We start from the raw sequence: 18,513 nt of genomic DNA on the forward strand, positions 1-18,513 counted from the left end.
GCAGAACATGCACTCAGATTCAAATATATATAATTCAGAAACAGAATATTTTTTTATTGGTGATGGCAGATTAACATGTGCTATTCAATGGAGTAAAAATCATGAAATGACACCATATGGATTAATACTACAAGACCCAGAGAAACGGGCTCGTAAAGACTCTTCACTATTGTTTCATCCAGAATTTGGATTCTCTAAAACAACAATTTTTATACTTGCTAATGGCAAAAGATATACACCAGATCACCAAAACACAAAAGTTGAATGGGGATATGGAGATAAAGCTTGTATAATTGTAAGCTGGGGGAATAATGAGATAAATGTAGAAGAAAAATTTATGGTTTGTAATTCATCATTATTCAGGCAAATAAAAGTAAAATTTAATAAAGTTACTAAGTATAAAGTTGTTGTTAGTTTGTATGCTAACCCAGCTTTGTTTAACGATTTTAGTTACAAAGATAATAATTGTTTGAAAGCAACTGGATACGCAAATATTAGTTTAAAATCAATTGGAGAATCGAGTACTTTTGAAAGATTTATTACAATTCAAAAACTTGATAATAAACTTAAAGAGGAAGATATTGTTTTAGTATATAGTTTGAATGATTATAGATTAATTGGGATTGAATCTAAAAAATTTGAAAATATTACTAATAACTTAAATAAAGATAATAGTTTAGGATCTAAAGTGAGCCATTTGTATAATGTTGCTAAAATTGGATTAAGAGCTGTTGTTTCAAAAACTGGAAGCTTTGATGCATCTATCTGGCAATATGGTATGCAATGGGGTCTTGATTCGGCTTATGTTACAAAAGCAGCAATATTATCTGGAGATAAGAATTTAGCGCAAGAACTTATAACAAATATATTTTCTAAAATAGTTTCAGATAATGGTGAAATTATGGAGTCTAATAGATTTAGGAATGGCTTAGAAAGTGAGTTAAACGGAAATGGCGCTTTGCTTTGCACTATCAAATCATACTTAGATTATACTAACGATCTAGAATTAACTAAAAGCTATTGGATAAAAATTAAATCTATAGCTAATTATGTTTTAAGACCTGAATTTGTACATAAATCTTGTTTGTTATTAAGTGAAAGAGATTTTTGGGAAAGATTAGGTTGGATGGGTGTTAATAAAGGATTTGAATTAGGTCATCAAGTGTTATGTGCTTATGGTTTGCAATATGCTAGTATAATTGCAAATCAATTATCAAATAAAGCTGAGTTTAATTTATGGAAGAAATCATCAAATAATTTAATTAAAGCAACATTAAGGCATAAAAAATATTCTCTGTTAGAAAAAAATAAATTTATTCATAGAAGATTGTTAGATGAAACTGTTCAGGAATATATGGTTAGCAATTCAGATTTTCAAAGGGAAGAATATGAAGTATATTTTAAAGGTTTTAGTTTTAGGAATAACTTAAAAAAATCTGAGCCTGATATTACTTCAATACTCCCAATAATATATGGCATGGTTGAAAACAATTCTATAGAAGCTGTTGAAACAATGTCGGCTATAGAAGAATTATGGAATACTAATGGTTTAGGTGGCTATGCTAGATGTCCAAATGATTCTGACCAAGATTCACCAGGAGCTTGGACATTTGGAAATTGTTTTGCTTTGCAAGCTCAACTTATAATGGAAGATTATATGAAATCTGAAAGAACATTAAAATGGCTAATTGAAAAAGCTGGTTCAGGTGGTTGTTGGCATGAATTTTATGGTCAGAGAAATTCAGAAGGTTTACCCCCAAACGGGATTATTGTTTGGGGTTGGGCTCAATGGATAATTATGGTTATTGAAAATTTGTGTGGCATAAAAATTTCTGATGGTGAATTAAAAATTGCTCCAGTGTTGTCAAACCTAAATATTAAAACAAAAGTTGGAGATTTTTCATTAAATATTATCACAACAGAAAGCAACGTTAGTCTTTCGTCTTACAAAAGGTTTTCAAATGTTAAAATTAATGGAGTTAACCAATTTGTCATTAACGTTGTTTCATTAAAACTTCCATTAAAAGAAGATTATGTTTTGGAATTCTATTAGTTGATTGTTATTTGTTTTGTAATTTAATAAAAGTACATTTTAATAATATTTAGATCGTCTGTTATTAAAATTTGTAAATTAGTAATTAAGTATTTTTAATAATTTGTATTTTAAATTATTCAAGTTGATTTGTTTTAGTTTTGGTTATTAAAAGTTTTAAAATCATTTATCGGTTAAAAAAATGAAAAGTTTCTTTTCAAATAAATTAATAGTTACATTACTTAGTTTTGTACTACTTATATCATCACATCTTAATGCTAACACTGGGTTAGAACTTGCTCGCAGGGTTTATCCTAATCCCTTTCGAACAAGTACAACTTTTCAATTGAAGATGCCAAATGTAGAAAAAATTCAAATTATAGTATTTGATATTATTGGAAGGAAAGTTAGAACTCTTCATGACGGAGTGCATCCTCAAGGTGACTACCCAATTTTTTGGGATGGGAATGATGATAATGGAATTCCAGTTCCTCAAGGCACTTATATTTGTACATTATTTGCAAATGACTCTCCAGTGAATAGTGTTAAGGTTATTAAAATTGTTGGTTAAATTTTATATTGTATTTAATAAATTTTTATTAAAAGCAACTTTGATTAATTTTTCATTGTTGCTTTTTTTAATTTAAAAACGATATGAGTGTTACGTAATAAACAACTTTATAATGATTGAAATGTATTGTAACTTAAAAAGTTATGGAGTTAACTGTTCTAACCTTAAATTTGTATATAAAATAATTTATTTGTAATTGCCAATAATATTTTTACTTTAAAAAAAATGAGTTTATTAGAGAAAATTAAAAACAAAGAATTCACCGTAGGCGTTGTGGGGCTGGGTTATGTAGGGCTTCCATTAGCTGTAGAATTTGCTAAAAATGGAATTGATGTTTGGGGAATTGATGTTGATTCCAGAAAGATTGATTCATTAAAATTAGGTGTTAATTATATACAAGATTTGAATAATGAAGAAGTAAATCAAGTACTAAAAAGTAAAAAACTACAAGCTTCAACAGATTTTTCAGTTTGCTCTAACTGTGATGTAATCTATGTTTGCGTCCCAACTCCATTTACACCAAATAAAGAACCAGATATTTCTTACATTCTTCAAGCAGCTGAAGGAATATCTCAAAATCGGAAAAAAGAGCAATGTATTATCTTAAAAAGTACAACTTTCCCAAATACAACTGAAGGTTATGTTTTGCCAATTTTACAATATGATGATTGGAAAATTGGTGAGAATTTTTATTTAGCTTTTTCACCAGAAAGAATTGACCCAGGTAATAAAAATTGGCACACTTCAAATACTCCTATTGTTGTTGGAGGTGTTACTGCTGTTTGTACTAAAATTGCTGCAGAAGCAAATAGAATTATCATAGATAAAGTAATCGAAGTCAGTTCTCCAAAAGTTGCTGAAATGGAGAAACTTTTAGAGAATATTTTTAGATCTGTAAATATAGCTTTAGTAAATGAGTTAGCTCAGTTGTGCGATCGAATGGGGGGTGTAAACATGTGGGAAGTTGTTGATGCAGCTGCTTCTAAGCCATTTGGTTTTATGCCATTTTATCCTGGTCCTGGTATTGGTGGACATTGTATTTTAATAGATCCATATTACCTTAGTTGGCTTGCTCGTGAACATGATTTTGTAACAAATTTTATTACTTTAGCAGCTGAAGTAAATGAATCAATGCCATTTTACGTCAAGCAGATGGTACTTCATCAAATTGCACATTTACCTGTTACATTAAAAACTGCAAAAATTGTAATTTTAGGTGTTGCTTTTAAAAGAGATGTTGATGATTTAAGGCATAGTCCTGCTCATAGAGTTATGGAACTTTTAAAACAAGATGGGGCTTGTAATATGGTTTATGTTGATTCATTTATTCCCCAAATGGATTTGTTAGGTCAAAAGTTAAATTCTGAAAAATATAGTATTGAATTGCTTCAAAGTGCTGATTTAGTTGTTATCACAACTGATCATACAGATATTGATTACTCTGAAGTTGTGAATTATTCTAATGTGGTTATTGATACTAGAAATGCTACTAAAAACGTAAAACTAGGTAGAGAAAAAATAGTTTTACTAGGTGATGGTAAGTAATAAATGATTTAAATCAGAATCTTGATTTGTAGAATTCATATTTTAAAAAATTGTAAAATAATATTTAAAATTCCAATTTTATAAAAATCAATAATTTTGATAAAAATGTATAAACAACAAATGGAAAATACTTATAATTATAAAACTCATAGAACCAGTGAGTTAAATTCTAAAAATAGAAAGTTTTTAATCGTTATTGCTACTATAGCAATTTTATTGTGTTTTGGTTCTGCATATTACATTGCTACTATAGGTGGTCTAAATAAAAAAGATGCAATGCCAGTAAGAGCTAAATATATTTTAGAACATAAATCCAAATAGTGATGATAATTATTACTGGAGCATTAGGTTTTATTGGTAGTTGTTTGATTCAGTTTTTAAATGACAAAGGAATAAATAATATCGTAATAGTTGATGATTTTTCATTTATTTCTAAAGTAAAAAATATTGAAAATAAAATATATTCTGAAAAAATTGAAAGGGAAGTTTTTATAAATTGGTTAAAGAGTTGTAGTGAGAAAATTGAAATTTTATTCCATATTGGCGCAAGGACTGATACAACAGAAAAAGACTATTCGATATTCGAAATTTTAAATTTAAATTTTTCTAAGGAATTGTGGAATGTTTGTTCACAAAAATCAATTCCTTTAATATATGCTTCGAGTGCTGCTACGTATGGTCTAGGAGAATTTGGTTATACTGAAGATTATGATTTAATTCCAAAACTAAAGCCTTTAAATCCTTATGCGGTTTCAAAAAATGAATTTGATAAATGGGTTTTAAAACAAAAGACATCTCCCCCAAATTGGTATGGATTGAAATTCTTTAATGTATATGGTCCAAATGAATATCATAAATCAAGAATGGCATCAGTAGTATATCAAGCATTTAACCAAATTAGAACTTATGGGAAAATGAGGTTGTTTAAATCTCATGTTAATAATGTGAAAGATGGAGAGCAAAAAAGGGATTTCATATATGTGTTAGATGTTTGTAAAGTATGTTATTTTTTGTATCAGAATAAACCTGAAAATGGTATTTACAATTTAGGAAGTGGTATTGCAAGAAGTTTTTTTGACTTAACATTATGCACTTTCAAAGCAATGAATCTTAAACTTGAATTAGAGTTTATAGACACTCCAAATGACATTAGAAACTCTTATCAGTATTTTACTGAAGCAAATATGGAGAAGTTAATTAGTTCTGGTTATAAAGATGGCTTTACTACAATTGAAGATGGAATATCTGATTACGTTCAAAATTTTCTCTCATCAAACAATTATTATTAGTTATTTATTCTAAGATGAGATTAAATTAATCAAGCATTTAACTTAATAATCTAGTGACATTGTTAATTCAAATATTGCTTTATGTATCTATATTTTGGTTAATATATGTTTATTTTTTGTATCCCATTTTGTTGTCTTTCTTATCTAAATTTTTTGGAACAAAAGTAAAAAGGGATTTTAATTACAAGCCTAAAGTTTCTTTTGTTATGGCAGCTCATAATGAAGAACAATTAATCAGAGGACGGCTACAATGTTATATAGATTTAAATTATCCTAAGGAATTACTTTCATTTTATATAGGATCTGATTATTCAACAGATAAAACAGATGAAATAATAGAGGAGTTCCAAAAGATTAATAGTTCAATATTTCTAAAAAAATTTCAACGTACAGGTAAAACTAAAATTGTTTATGAATTAGCTCAAGAAACTGATTCAGAAATAATTATATTTACTGATGCTGATATATTAATGCCACCAGATAGCTTAAACTCAATTGTTTCATCATTTACCGACCCTACTGTAGGAGGTATTGTTACAAATATATTGTATTCTGATAATGCAGAAAATATTGGAAATAAAGGTGAGAAAAAATTCTTGCAAATTGAAACAAATCTCCGTTCAAATGAAGCAAACTTTTACTCAACAGTTGCTCCTACAGGACCTTGTTTTGCAGTTAGAAAAGGATCTTATTACCCTATGGATGATTATAGATTGAGTGATGATTTGCATCTAACAATATCAATACCTGATAATGGTTTTAGAGTTTGTTTTGATAGAGAAGCAAAAATTTATGAAATAAATAAAAGAAGTCTAGAGTCTGAATTTAAAAGGAGAATAAGAGTTGGTGAGCAGGCAATGTCAACAATTTTAAGTTATAAATCAACTAAGTATCCATGGAGGTCTTGGATAGGATTCCAAATGTGGTCTCATCGATTATTAAGGAATATTTCTATTATACCAGCAATTACAACAATTGTATTATCAGTTATTCTATGTTATAAACTAGATAATGATTTATTGACTTTTCCAAACTTTGATTCAAATATTATATTTTGGTTAATTGCAAATTTAGGTTTGATTTCTATATCATTAATAATTATCACATTTTTGTTTCATAAAATAAATATTAAAATTCCATTTCTACATTATTTGCTTTTTTTCTCAGCAATGGTACTTGCATTAAATATTGGATCAATGAAGTCTTTAAGATCAGGTGGATTGGCTTCTTGGAATACTCCTAGATTGTAATAATTAGTTAAAATTAAAAATTATAATTCAAACTTTTATAATGTATTTTGATATCTTATCTGAATCAGAGACAATTTATTGAGAAGTATGAATTATCTTTGTGTAAATATATTTTAATTCTTATATCAACAATTTACTTTTTTTTCTATGAATGATACTACTTCAACATCAAGAATAAAAAATATGACAAAAGATGAATTGGCTAGTATTGCTTATTCATCTGTAGAAAATTTGGAATGGTTAGAAATGAATGATGGAATCAGGTTAGGTTACCACATTTATTTGTACCTTATGGGTACTATTACTTCAATTGAAGAAGCAGTTTTAGAATCAAACTCAAGAACTTCATTATCTCATACTCAGCTTATTTCTTTTATTAAAGAAAGGCTTTCTGCTGCTGGTATTGAAGCTCTATAGTATTTTTTAATTATTTTGAATTACTATATTTTATTTAATTTGAAAAAGATAATTCATAATACAAGTAATTCATTTAAAATAGAGGAAAGAAGGGAATTTATTAAAGGTATTATTGGATTATCTGTTTTATCTACTCTTTCTGCTTGTTCAACCCTATTCACTAAGTCTAATTCTAAAAATACTTCAAATCGAAACAATCAAAATAGTTTAATCAAACCACCAGCACTGAAAATTGGAGATACTATTGGTATTGTTGCTCCTGCTAGTGGAGTTAATGATGAGGAAATTACAGCTGCAAAAAGAATACTTGAAGGTTTAGGCTTCAAAGTAATTCTTGGATCTTATCTTACTAAAAGTTTTGGATATTTATCTGCTCAAGATATGCAAAGAGCTGATGATTTTATGACTATGATCAGAAATCCAACTGTTAAATGTGTAATGGCAATCAGAGGTGGGTATGGTGTTATGAGAATTCTAGATCTTTTAGACTTTGATGAAATTAGAAGAAATCCTAAGATTATAATTGGATACTCAGATATAACAGCGCTTGTTTCAGCTGTTTATCAGAAATCTAATATGGTTGCTTTTCATGGACCTGTAGCATATTCAAATTTTGATGATTTTACCTTGGATTCTTTTAAAAGGGTTTTAATGAACCAAAAGCCAGCAGGAGAATTTTTTGAAAGTGAGGAGTTTAAAAGCACGACAATATTTAGTGAAAGTAAGGCTTCTACAATTGTTGGAGGTAAGACTTCTGGAAAACTTGTAGGGGGTAATTTGTATTTAATCACATCATTAATGGGTACTCCGTATGAAATTGATACGAAAGATAAAATCCTATTTATTGAAGAAGTTGGAGAAGAACCTTACAGAGTTGATAGAATGTTAACTCAGTTAAGATTATCTGGAAAGTTAAAACAATGTGCAGGTATTGCTTTGGGTAGATTTATAAAATGTGAATTAACAGAAGTTAATGAACAATACAAAATGATAACTTCTTTGGAACAAGTGCTTAAAGAAGAGTTAAGTAAATTTAATATCCCAGTAGTTTATGGATTATCGATTGGTCATATAAAAAGTAAACTAACAATTCCTATTGGTGTTGAAGCAGAACTAAATTCTTTTACTAAAACTCTTACAATAAAGGAACAAGCAGTTTCTTGGGTTTAATACTTACTTAATTTTAGAAAATTATTTGTAATTACATAAATAAATTTTGTTTTCTAACTTGATAATTTATTTCTATTTTTAAATTTGGTTAACATAAATTTTGTTTGTTTAAACTAATTATTCTTGAAGAATTCATCTCTTGTTTTTATAATTTATTCAGATTTTACAATTTGATTATTTGGAAAATGAAACAAATATCTTAGATAAAATACAGAATCTTCCAACTGATTCTGGAGTTTACCAATATTACGATTCAAAAGGGATTGTAATTTATGTAGGTAAAGCAAAAAACCTTAGAAGCCGAATTAAATCTTATTTTCAAGAGGGAAGACCTAAAGATCCCAAAACAATTGCATTAGTAAATAAAATATTTGATATTGAAATAATTGTAACTGATTCACCAGTTGAAGCTTTAATTCTTGAAGATACCTTAATTAAGAAGTTCAAGCCTCGTTACAATATCCTTTTAAAAGACGATAAATCATTTCCATTCATAAGAGTAACCAACGAACCATTTCCTAAAGTATTTTCAACAAGAAGAAAAATTAGAGATGGTAGCAAATATTTTGGACCATATACAGATTTGAAGTATATGAAATATTTGCTTAAAACCATTAGATCAATCTTTCAGATAAGGTCTTGTGATTTAAATTTAAGAAAAGACTTGATTGAACAAAATAAATTTAAGATTTGTTTGGATTATCATATAGGTAAATGCTTAGGTCCTTGTGAAGCATACCAATCAAGTGTGGAATATAATGAAATGATTATACAAGTGATAAGAGTTCTTAAAGGAAAAACAAAAGACTTAGAAAATGAATTAGAACGTGAAATGACTTATTACTCAGAGGCTTTAATGTTTGAAAAAGCTGCACATTCCAGAGATAGATTAACTAAATTAAAAGAATATAGAGGTAACCAAAAGGTTGTTGTTGATGATTTGACTGATAGAGATATTATTTCATATTGTTCACAAGATGAAGATGCCTGTGCGGTAATATTGAAAATTCGAGATGGAAGATTAACAGGAAAACAACATCACTATTTAACCGGAGTGTTGGAAATGCCAGAAGAAGATATTCTAACTTCTATTATTAGAAGGCATTATTTAACTTGTGAAGATGTACCAGAAGAAATATTGTTACCATCAGAAATTGAAGATGTTGATTTGATAGAAAGATTTTTATCGGACATACGAAAAGAGGGAAAAGTAAAACTTGTTTTCCCAAAACAAGGGGACAAACAGAAGTTAGTTTCAATGGCTCAAACTAATGCAAAATTTTTACTTGAGGATTTGAAAATACAAAAAATGAAAGTCAAAGATGTTATCCCAAAAACTTTAAGTTCTTTACAACGAGATTTGTTTTTAGATAAACCTCCAAGACGAATTGATTGTTTTGATAACTCCAATTTTCAAGGTAGTGAACCTGTTAGTTCAATGGTCTGTTTTATTGATGGTAAGCCCAAACCAAGCGAATATAAAAAATACAAAGTTAAAAATGTGATTGGAATTGATGATTTTGCAACAATGAAAGAAACTGTTTTTAGAAGATATAAAAGAGTCATTGATGAAGGACTATCTTTCCCAGATTTAATAGTAATTGATGGAGGAAAAGGGCAGGTATCATCTGCTATGGAAGCAATGTTAGAACTAGGTTTAGAGCATATTCCACTTATTGGATTGGCAAAAAGACTAGAAGAAATTATTGTACCTGGAAAAGATGAATCTTTAATTTTACCAAGAACTTCAAGTAGTTTGAGGTTGCTTCAACAAATTAGAGATGAAGCCCATAGAACTGCAATTACTTTTCATAGATCTTTAAGAGATAAAAGGACTTTACAAACTGAATTCACTAATATTGATGGCGTTGGTCCTAAAACTGCATTGAAGATTTTTGAAAAATTCGGATCTGTAAGAGGTGTTCAATTAGCTCTAATTCAAGAGCTAAAAGATATGTTAGGTGATAAAACTGGAGAAGCCGTTTTTAATTATTTTAAACAAAAAGATGAAACTTCAAACACAATAGAATAAAAATTGAGTTTTAAATAACTTTATTTTCCCAACCAATCTTTAATTTATCTCTCTTCAGATAAAAAATTAATTCATCTGATTAATAACCTTGAAATAAATTGATATTTTTTTGTAAAAAAGTATTAATTTACATTAATAAAAATTTAGAAACTTTATTTTTTCAATCAATTCACAATTTTGTTAATCTACTAATGGAAGAGAATAATAATTTTCAGGAAATTCAAGAACCTGATGAAATATATAATAATGAAAATCCAATAGATGAACTTACCCCCTTTGATAGGTTCGCAAAAGTACTTACTTCTCCTACAGAAGCCTTTGATGGCTTGTTAAGCAGCACTAAAAAGAAATCAATAATAATTTGGGGTTTATTGTTTTCTATTGTAGCTTACTCTTTTGCAATGATTATTGCAACCACATCTGATGGCATGAAGAAAGTTATTCTAGATAAACAGATGGCTCAATTTGAAAAGATGAAAAAAGATGGTAAAATGAGTGATGAAGAAATTGATAAAGCAAGAGAAATGATGACTCAGGGGAGTATGACAATGATTTTTGGAATGTTGGGTATTATAGTTGGAACACCACTAATATGGGCTATATTCGGTTTATTGACTTTTATTGTTGCTAGAATTTTAGAAAAAGAGCGAAATGAAGGGTTAGTTTTTAGTACTGCGTTTGCTGTGACTATGATTGCAGGAATAATCAGTTTAATTGAATCTGTTTTTAGTGCAATTGCAATTCTGATTACTGATAACGAGTTTTCTTTTAGTTTAAATCAAATCATGAAAAGTGAGAATAGTTTCTTGAAATTTTTATTTGGAAGTTTAAATCCTTTTACAATTTGGTGGTTAATTGTTTCTGCAATTGGAATCTCTGTAATTGCAAGAGTTGAAAAAGGTAAATCTATAATGGTATGCACAATCACATATCTTGTTGTTGGCTTGGGAATGGCTGGATTAAGCCAATTATTCAAAGGAATGTTCTCTTTTGGAGGGTAATATTTTCAATAGTATATATAAATTTATAAATAATTTGTTTATGAAATTCAAATAAAGTATTTTTTTAGAAATGAATATTCTTACTAACAAATTAATAAGTAAATCCACAAATTTAGAATTAATGTTTTGGATTTCTTCACTTGTTTATTTATCAGTAATAAATCCAAATTCAAATTCAAATTATAGTTTTTGCATTTATAAATTTTTGGGTTTTAAATGGTGTCCTGGATGTGGTATTGGTAAATCAATCTCATTTTTGATTCATGGTAATATATCAGAATCCTTTAAAAGTCATTGGTTTGGTTTTTTTGCATTATTAATAATTTTAAAAAGAATAATTAGTATTTTAAAAAAGTAAAAAGAAATTTATGGATAATAATTTGTATCTCTCACTTAAAAATCTTGATTCAGAAGAGTTAATGTTTTTAGAAAAATTAACAGAGAATTTAGATGAGTCTCAAAAAGTAAAGTTCTTAACTCTTTATTCAAATAAAAGACGTGATCCACAACTTATTTTAATTGCAACTGTTGTTGGTTTTGTTGGTGCGGCTGGAATTCAAAGATTTCTAACAGAACAAATTGCTATGGGTCTTTTGTATTTTTTTACAGGCGGATTATGTTTTATAGGTACAATAATTGATATTATTAACTATAAAAAAAATGCATTTGAATTTAATCAAGTTGTTGCAGCTGAATCAATTAGGATGATTATTTAATTATTAAAATTTTGAAAAAAAATTTAATTTATACTAAGGGGTAACCGAAAACCTTTAACAGAGTAGGTAAATAATATCTAACAAAAAAACAAAAATTATGGATGAATCAACAGGAACTGGAATTGGCATAGTTGCAGTATTAGTTTACCTCATCGTTATTTTAGCAGTTGTTGCTGCTATGTGGAAAATTTTTGAAAAGGCTGGGAAACCTGGTTGGGCTGCTATTGTACCAATCTACAATATCGTTATTCTTCTTGAAATAATTGGAAAGCCAGTTTGGTGGATTGTTTTAATGTTAATTCCATTCGTAAATTTAATTGTAGGAATTATGTTATATATAGAATTAGCTAAAAGCTTTGGAAAAGGTGCAGGAGTTGGGATTGCTTGTATTTTTGTAGTTGGATTATTTATTCTAGGTTTTGGTGATGCCACTTATGTTGGTCCTGGTGGTGTTGCTATAGATTCTGGTGGTAGTTCCGTTTAGTTTTTTCACTTGATCTAATCAATTATTATACCAATAAAAAATTTATGGATGAAATTAACAATTTAATGCCTCAAGAAGGGCAAAAAGCTATTTTAGAAGAACAATTGGAACTGATATTTATTGATAAACTTCCGCCATTCCCTGATAATATTAAGGATGTTTTAGCTAAAATTGCTCCATGGGGTTACATGATTTACGCTTTCTTTGGTATTATTGGACTCCTAGCATTATTTGGCTTTGGAATTATTGGAAGTGCTGCTTCAGTACTTGGTGGGGAAGTTGGAATGGGTGGTATGATTTTGATTACATCTATTATATCAGGTATTTCAATTTTACTTATGATATTTTCTGTCCCAAGTTTGTTAAAGCATGGTAGAACCGGTTGGGTGCTTGTTTATTATGGTTGGCTTGTAGGGCTAATCAATACTATTGTAACTAATACAGCTCTCTATTTAAGCATTGGAGGTTTAATTGGAGGCATAGTTTTTACTGGCATAGTTCTTTATTTACATTTTCAAATGAGAGAAAAATTTATTGGTTAACAACCTAAATTATTAATTTTAATATCCTTACTTTTATTTTAAGTAAGGATATTTTTTTATTAAAAAGTTAAATCAAATAAAAGCAATTTTAAGTTAGATTTTTAATATAAGTTGTGTATTCTAAAATGACTTTTAAGTATTGCAAATTCTACATATATTTGGTTTGTAAAGTAAATTAAATATATATATATAAACTCTTTTCGTCGTTAAGAAATAAATTTAAATAAAAAAAGTATGATTAAATTTTTGAAATATATCTCAGTTTTAATCCTGTTTGCAACATTAAGTTCTTTAAAAGCTCAGTCATTAGATAGTATTCAATATATGGTAAGGTTAAAGAATGGTGATGCAGTAAGAGGAACAATTTCTAAATTTACAGATTCAACTATCACATTAAAAACAGCCTTAGGAGAAGTTTCAATAGATAAAAATTTAATTAATAAATTTACACTAATTGAAGGACCATACACTCACAGACCATTTCATTATTTAATGCCAACAGCTTCACCAAATGGTCCTGGTGGGTTTATTACAAATTATGAATTAGGATTTATGTATGCAGGTTTTGGATTAGGTTATGGAGCTACAATATCTGCAGCAATGACTGCAATACCTGGTTTATCATTAAATTCTCAACTATATCATCTAGGTGTGAAATATACAATTGAAAGAAGTAATGATTTAGAAGTTGCAATCGGTGGTACTTATACTTTTTTAGGAGATCAAGCTATGTATTCTCATATTTATTCAGTTGCAACCATTCCTTTTTATGGTGGTAGATATTCATTTATGTTTCATGCAAGAGCAACCGGACCTGATGAAGTAAATTTGAAATTTCAGTTGTTCAATTATGATACCACTAGAGTAAAATTTTATTATACTTCCAAATTTGGAGTTGCAATGGGCTTTGATATGCCTTTATTTGGTCGTGATGATATGAACTGGGTTGGAGAAATATGGAATGGTGATATTACAAAACCTCAAAACACAGCCTCTATGATTGGTGTAAGAGTTCAAAATGAACACCTCTCAGCAGTATTTGGCGTAGCCCTCATACCAAAGCCTTTGATTTTACCAATTACCTCTTTTTCATATAAATTCTAATAACAATTTTATTATTTTTAATTTAGTTCCTAAAAGGTTGTTGAAGTATAACTTAAGCTGAAACTAGTTAATCAATAAAGTGTATTTTTGCAATTATTATAATTTTATATGAATATTAAAAAAACTTCAAAAAATAGAAAGCAGATTATACATATCATAGGCTTTCCAATGGATTTGGGTGCTGACAGAAGAGGTGTAGATATGGGACCATCTGCTTTAAGAATTGCAAACATTGAACAAAAATTAGAGGATTTAGGATATAGAGTTTTAGATGATGGTGATATTGAAATTAGTATGCCAGAAGTACTAAAAATTAAAAATCATAAGTTAAAATATTTACCTGAAATTGAAAAAGCATGTGAAAAACTTGCTCAAAAAGTTAGTAGCGTTTTATCAAAAGGTAATTTCCCGTTAGTGTTAGGGGGAGACCATTCAATGGCAATTGGAACTATTTCTGGAGTAGCAAATTATTGTAAAAAAAATAACAAAAAATTAGGTGTAATCTGGATTGATGCACACTCTGATATTAATATACCAGAAACTTCCCCATCTGGTAATATTCACGGAATGCCAGTTGCGGTTTTAATTGGATTAGGTCCAAAAGAGCTTAGAAAAGTTGGTGGAGATTTTGTAAAGTTAGACCCTAAAAATATTGTTCAAATTGGCTTAAGGTCTGTTGATAAAGGTGAGAAAGAATTATTAAAATTTCATGGAGTAACAACTTATACCATGACAGATATAGATAGACAAGGAATACAAAAAGTTATTGTTGACGCAATTAATTTGTTAAAATCAAATTGCGATCATATTCATGTATCTTTCGATTTAGATAGCGTTGACCCTACTGTTGTTGAAGGAGTTGGAACGCCAGTTTCAGGTGGATTAACTTATCGAGAAGCTCACTTAATTATGGAGACAATTGCAGAAAAAGGTGCAATGAATTCACTTGACATAGCTGAAGTAAATCCAATTTTGGATATTAAAAACAAGAGTGCTGTTTTAGCTTCAGATTTAGTAGCTTCAGTAATGGGTAAAAGAATTATCTAATTGAAATTAATTTCATAACCAACCTTTTCTTCTAAAAAATAAAAACATAAAAGTTGATGTAACAAGCATTAAACCTAAGCACATTACATAGCCATAATGCCATTCAAGTTCAGGCATAAATTTAAAATTCATTCCGTAAAGTCCTACTATAAAAGTTAGGGGTAAAAAAAATGTTGAAATTATTGTAAGAACTTTCATCACCTCATTCATTTTATTTGATGCAGTTGATAAATAAGCTTCAAGAAGTGAACTTAAAGTATCTCTATAAGATTCTGTAATTTCAGTTGCCCTAACTAAATGATCATAAACATTCCTATAAAAAATACTCTCCTTTTCTGTTATCAACTTGTAATCACCTCTAGATAACCTATATGTTATTTCTCTTTGATAAGTAATTACTCTTCTAATTTTAAATAAATCTCTTTTTAATGAAAGTATATTTGCAAGAATCAGTTGAGTAGGAGTTTTAAATATTTCGTCTTCAAGCTTTTCTATTACATTATCAAATTTATTAAGAATAGGTTGAATTTCATCCACTGCTTCATCTAAAATTAATTGATATAAAAAGTCAGGACCATGATGAAATATTTTAGGGTTTTTGATACAAGCTTCATGTGCCTTTAAAATTGCAGATGAAGAATTTAGGTGATGAGTTATAATTATATGATCTAAAATAAATGCATTTAACTGATTCGTTTGTAATTCAAATTTGTTTGTTTGAGTGTTTCTATTTAGTTGAATTTGATTTATTATTATAAAAAGATAATCATCATAATCTTCTAGCTTAGGTAAATGCTCACCTCCACGAATATTGTAACTTTCATTCTTGCAATCTTCAATTGTAAGTGGATGAAAGTGAAAAATATTTTCTAAAATACTTTCTTCTTCAATTGTAGGTTTGTAAATGTCAATCCATAAAGTGGTAGGCTCTATTCCTGCTTCAATTTCTTTATATATTTCAATAATGTAATTCTGAAGATCAATGAATCCCAAATCCTTAATCTGTGAATCTGAACCAATTGTTATTCCTTTAATCATTAATTAATATTGTAAGAAAATATTTTATTCGTTGATGAAATTGCAATATAATTATCATTAACTATTTTTATATCACTACCCCCTTTTTCTAAAGATATCAACCCTATTTTGGAAGAATATTCCAAATCATAAATGTAAATAAAATTATCAGAAATTGCAACTAATTTGTTATCTAGAATTGAGAAACTTTCAACTACAAATGAATCTGGAATAACTATATCTTTAACATAAGCTCCAAATGGGTTAAGCATTATAATCTTGTTATTATCAAGCACATAAATATTATCATTCAAATCTAGTTTAATTAATTTTGGATTTAACAACTTAATTTTAGAAATTGTTCCTAAATAAGTATTAAGCCATTCACCAAATGGTGTTGTAACTATTATTCTTTTGTTTTCGCCATCAAGAATATATAAATTACCTGCTCTAGAGACTGCAACATTTAGCGGATAACCAAACCTATGAGATTCAATTGGGTCTTCTCTTAAATAAATTGATTTAATAAAATTCAAACTCTTGTTAAATCTTTGAACCCTATTGTTATTATAATCACAAATAAAAATATCATTCAGCGAATTAATTGTTATTGATACTGGTTTATCAAAGCTATTTTCTGAACTACCAAATCCACCAACCGAGAACAATGAATCTTCATTGGAAGAATATTTTATTATTAAATTATTATCTTTACTAACTGTATAAATATTTAACTGCGTATCAATATCAAATGCTGTAATATTATATTGAGTGATTAAAATTGTAGATAATATTTTTAAGAACTGAATCATTATTAATTTGATTATAATTATAGTTATTTGTTTTTATATATGATAAAAAAATATTTTGAAACAACAATTAATTATAACAATAAAAACAAAAAATTAGTAAAGAATTATAATTTAAGTTTAATTGGAATATCTAAATTTCTCACTTTGTGAAAGTAAAGTAATTAACCTATAATCACCAAATCCATTATCATCCACAAATGTAAATGTTTTATTAAGAAAATTGTATTGCCATACTTCCACTGCTTTTCCATCTCTTCTAAATGGGTCATTATTTGCAACATCTGGTTCGCCATAAAGTATTAAAACTCTTCCTCTATCAGTATTCCATCCATCTCTAAATGTTGAATAATTTTTTACTTGATATATTAACTCTTTTAAAATATTCATCCATTGCTTCATTGGTTATTGTATTAGGTGTAGGATCTAAATTTTTCCAAAATTCTGTTAACTTTTTTAGCTTCTCAGAAATATTTATCCCACTATTTATTCTGTCAATATCTTCTTGGTAAGCCACATACCGCATTTTATCTAATGTTTCTTTTAGTTCAATTTCAGTTATAGGAAAATTTTCACTTCCAGAAATTTTAATAGATCTATTAGAAATTGCAATTGGTTTAGTTGAATCTTCAGTGTTAAAAGCTTTTAATTCTAAATTGTAAAACCCTCTTGGTAAATCACTTGTTTGCAATTTTATCCATTGTTGGGTTGTTCCATCATTTGCTTTCTTAACAAACCAAATTGGATTTGAAAGTGAAACTCCTTTATCATTTTTAAAAGTTACATTAAACTTAAATTCCTTCTTGTTAGATTTATTGTAGACTTCAAAAAATATAAAAAATCCTTCAGATAAATTTGTAACATCTTCGGAAATTAATGGAGTAATTGCAAACCCAGAAATATCTTCACGTACTTTTGAAAGAAGCAATAATCCACTTAAAGCAAAGTTTAAATTATCTATTGATTTGAATGCAACAATTTTTTTTATTGAAAATGTTTCATTATTAATTAGTGGTTTCACCACCAACTCTGCAATATAATTTGTATTACTCATTGGTAACAATATCCTATTTTGATAAAAATCAAATTTTGGAGAAGTACCATTTGTTAAGTTGTATTTATACGTTGAAATTATTCTTGTGAACGATGAATCATATACAATTTTATCATCTTTTTTAATTGTTATTTTCAAACTATAATTAGTTGCAAATTTCCCATCAAACCGAGAGAAATCTAAAGTTGAATATGGGATAGCAATATATATATCACAGAAAAAATCATCTTGAGAATTCGTTGAAGCAAATGAAACTGCATCAAAAAAGATTTGTGATGATACATTTTGTGCTTCTACTTTTGTTGTAAAAATTGAACTATTAAAAGTTGATAAAACAAAAAATATATATAATATCAATTTCAATTCATTGAATTGCATATCAATTATTTTTATTAAACTGATTATATAATTTAAATATGTTCTAAGCTTAAAG

General features: G+C 27.9%; 20 protein-coding genes. 16 read left to right on the forward strand and 4 right to left on the reverse strand.

What is annotated here, in order from left to right; genetic code table 11:
• The first annotated feature begins 7 nt into the window (after positions 1-7).
• The 16 genes from IPP08_03115 to rocF all read left to right on the forward strand — a co-directional run bounded on the left by IPP08_03115 (position 8) and on the right by rocF (position 15,200).
• A complete protein-coding gene (locus IPP08_03115; GenBank protein ID QQS67177.1) occupies positions 8-2,053 on the forward strand; it encodes a hypothetical protein in 2,046 nt (681 codons plus the stop codon).
• Between the two features lie 181 nt (positions 2,054-2,234).
• The gene (locus tag IPP08_03120; GenBank protein ID QQS67178.1) at positions 2,235-2,603 is read left to right on the forward strand and encodes a T9SS type A sorting domain-containing protein; all 369 of its coding nucleotides are present in this window, start codon (positions 2,235-2,237) and stop codon (positions 2,601-2,603) included.
• 225 nt (positions 2,604-2,828) lie between these two features.
• Positions 2,829-4,148: a nucleotide sugar dehydrogenase gene (locus tag IPP08_03125; GenBank protein ID QQS67179.1), complete on the forward strand. Its 1,320-nt coding sequence runs from the start codon at positions 2,829-2,831 to the stop codon at positions 4,146-4,148.
• 105 nt (positions 4,149-4,253) lie between these two features.
• The gene (locus IPP08_03130) at positions 4,254-4,469 is read left to right on the forward strand and encodes a hypothetical protein (GenBank protein ID QQS67180.1); all 216 of its coding nucleotides are present in this window, start codon (positions 4,254-4,256) and stop codon (positions 4,467-4,469) included.
• 2 nt (positions 4,470-4,471) lie between these two features.
• The gene (gene rfaD, locus IPP08_03135) at positions 4,472-5,437 is read left to right on the forward strand and encodes an ADP-glyceromanno-heptose 6-epimerase (protein QQS67181.1); all 966 of its coding nucleotides are present in this window, start codon (positions 4,472-4,474) and stop codon (positions 5,435-5,437) included.
• A gap of 131 nt (positions 5,438-5,568) precedes the next feature.
• A complete protein-coding gene (locus IPP08_03140; protein QQS67182.1) occupies positions 5,569-6,687 on the forward strand; it encodes a glycosyltransferase in 1,119 nt (372 codons plus the stop codon).
• Positions 6,688-6,834: 147 nt separating this feature from the next.
• The gene (locus IPP08_03145; GenBank protein ID QQS67183.1) at positions 6,835-7,104 is read left to right on the forward strand and encodes a hypothetical protein; all 270 of its coding nucleotides are present in this window, start codon (positions 6,835-6,837) and stop codon (positions 7,102-7,104) included.
• A gap of 210 nt (positions 7,105-7,314) precedes the next feature.
• Positions 7,315-8,274, forward strand: a complete 960-nt coding sequence (locus tag IPP08_03150) for an LD-carboxypeptidase (protein QQS67824.1) — start codon at positions 7,315-7,317, stop codon at positions 8,272-8,274.
• A gap of 196 nt (positions 8,275-8,470) precedes the next feature.
• Positions 8,471-10,306, forward strand: a complete 1,836-nt coding sequence (locus tag IPP08_03155; GenBank protein ID QQS67825.1) for an excinuclease ABC subunit C — start codon at positions 8,471-8,473, stop codon at positions 10,304-10,306.
• 191 nt (positions 10,307-10,497) lie between these two features.
• On the forward strand, positions 10,498-11,307 hold the full coding sequence (locus IPP08_03160; GenBank protein QQS67184.1) for a YIP1 family protein: 810 nt from the start codon (positions 10,498-10,500) through the stop codon (positions 11,305-11,307).
• 70 nt (positions 11,308-11,377) lie between these two features.
• Positions 11,378-11,665: a DUF2752 domain-containing protein gene (locus tag IPP08_03165; protein QQS67185.1), complete on the forward strand. Its 288-nt coding sequence runs from the start codon at positions 11,378-11,380 to the stop codon at positions 11,663-11,665.
• A 10-nt stretch (positions 11,666-11,675) separates the two neighbouring features.
• A complete protein-coding gene (locus IPP08_03170; GenBank protein QQS67186.1) occupies positions 11,676-12,023 on the forward strand; it encodes a TM2 domain-containing protein in 348 nt (115 codons plus the stop codon).
• 97 nt (positions 12,024-12,120) lie between these two features.
• On the forward strand, positions 12,121-12,507 hold the full coding sequence (locus IPP08_03175; protein ID QQS67187.1) for a signal peptidase I: 387 nt from the start codon (positions 12,121-12,123) through the stop codon (positions 12,505-12,507).
• A 44-nt stretch (positions 12,508-12,551) separates the two neighbouring features.
• Positions 12,552-13,049: a hypothetical protein gene (locus IPP08_03180; GenBank protein QQS67188.1), complete on the forward strand. Its 498-nt coding sequence runs from the start codon at positions 12,552-12,554 to the stop codon at positions 13,047-13,049.
• 234 nt (positions 13,050-13,283) lie between these two features.
• Positions 13,284-14,153, forward strand: coding sequence for a hypothetical protein (locus tag IPP08_03185; GenBank protein QQS67189.1), 870 nt, complete (start codon positions 13,284-13,286; stop codon positions 14,151-14,153).
• Between the two features lie 108 nt (positions 14,154-14,261).
• Positions 14,262-15,200, forward strand: a complete 939-nt coding sequence (gene rocF, locus IPP08_03190) for an arginase (protein ID QQS67190.1) — start codon at positions 14,262-14,264, stop codon at positions 15,198-15,200.
• A 12-nt stretch (positions 15,201-15,212) separates the two neighbouring features.
• On the opposite strand, the gene corA is transcribed toward rocF, so the two are convergent.
• The 4 genes from corA to IPP08_03210 form a co-directional block, all read right to left on the reverse strand.
• Positions 15,213-16,238 (reverse strand): magnesium/cobalt transporter CorA, encoded by a 1,026-nt coding sequence (gene corA, locus IPP08_03195; protein ID QQS67191.1) that lies wholly within the window; start codon positions 16,236-16,238, stop codon positions 15,213-15,215.
• Positions 16,238-17,029 (reverse strand): NHL repeat-containing protein, encoded by a 792-nt coding sequence (locus IPP08_03200; protein ID QQS67192.1) that lies wholly within the window; start codon positions 17,027-17,029, stop codon positions 16,238-16,240. The genes corA and IPP08_03200 overlap by 1 nt, the downstream gene beginning before the upstream one ends.
• Positions 17,030-17,146: 117 nt before the next feature.
• Positions 17,147-17,416 carry a GWxTD domain-containing protein gene (locus tag IPP08_03205; GenBank protein QQS67193.1) on the reverse strand — a complete coding sequence of 90 codons (270 nt, stop codon included), beginning with the start codon at positions 17,414-17,416 and terminating at the stop codon, positions 17,147-17,149.
• The gene (locus IPP08_03210; protein QQS67194.1) at positions 17,364-18,458 is read right to left on the reverse strand and encodes a GWxTD domain-containing protein; all 1,095 of its coding nucleotides are present in this window, start codon (positions 18,456-18,458) and stop codon (positions 17,364-17,366) included. The genes IPP08_03205 and IPP08_03210 overlap by 53 nt, the downstream gene beginning before the upstream one ends.
• Between the last annotated feature and the right edge of the window lie 55 nt (positions 18,459-18,513).

It is taken from the genome of Chlorobiota bacterium (assembly GCA_016700335.1).
Classification (GTDB): Bacteria; Bacteroidota; Ignavibacteria; order OLB7; family OLB7.